General features: G+C 44.3%; 1 protein-coding gene. It reads right to left on the bottom strand.

Translation table 11 applies throughout. The features are described 5' to 3' along the window. Positions 1–338, bottom strand: a 338-nt coding sequence (locus J7439_RS25725) for a hypothetical protein (RefSeq protein ID WP_209204906.1), incomplete at its 3' end; no start/stop codon positions are given. Positions 339–718 lie beyond the last annotated feature (380 nt).

Raw genomic sequence — 718 nt, 5'->3', positions numbered from 1 at the left:
ATTGAACTGGCGTATTGACCGTGATTTCTCCCATCATAGCGATGACCGAAACGATCGGATTTACTTACCAGATCAGCCATTATTTCCTGTTTGATGAGGGCATTAAAATCTTGAGCAGGGTTTACCAGGCGACTCTGTAGATGTTGAGAAGAGCGTGCACCAGAAGAATGGTAAAATTCATTACGCCCCGGGGGATTGCGGGGGGGATTATCCAATTGTCTGACTGTGGCATGTCTATATCGCCCATGCCTTGAAGAAGCGGCATGGTCATCCGGTCGGTTGTAATCATTATTTGATCTTGCGCATTTGCCACTGATACCACCAGAACTTCTATCCATAATTATATTTCATTAATTCATGAAAATATGAAAAGCAGACTGCTGTGCGGTTCAGAAGTTCATTTTGCTGGAATGTTTATAAACGTCGGTTGGGGAAACCCATCTACTCCTGACTCTACCAACCCGCTATTTTCAAATCATCCGGGGCGAGATTCATGGGCAACAGTTATTCAACGCTGGCACTCCTTCCCTTGAATGTGAAAATGGTTCTTGGGTCGAAGGGAGGGGATTACTGGCTGTTGTTTCTCTTCCTTTTTTTGCTTTTTGGTTTAGCGGTTTGCTCTTCTAAATGTTCTTCGGCGGTTAAGTAACAGTAATCTGAGGATTGCCTTCCTTTATCGGTAGTAACGTATTCCTCATCTGCCCACCCTCTTTTAAGC

The sequence above is a fragment of the Salinisphaera sp. G21_0 genome (assembly GCF_017744115.1).
Taxonomy (GTDB): Bacteria; Pseudomonadota; Gammaproteobacteria; order Pseudomonadales; family Endozoicomonadaceae; genus Endozoicomonas.
The sequence above is the reverse complement of the archived record's forward strand: the minus strand, read 5'-3'. Positions and strand labels throughout refer to the sequence as shown.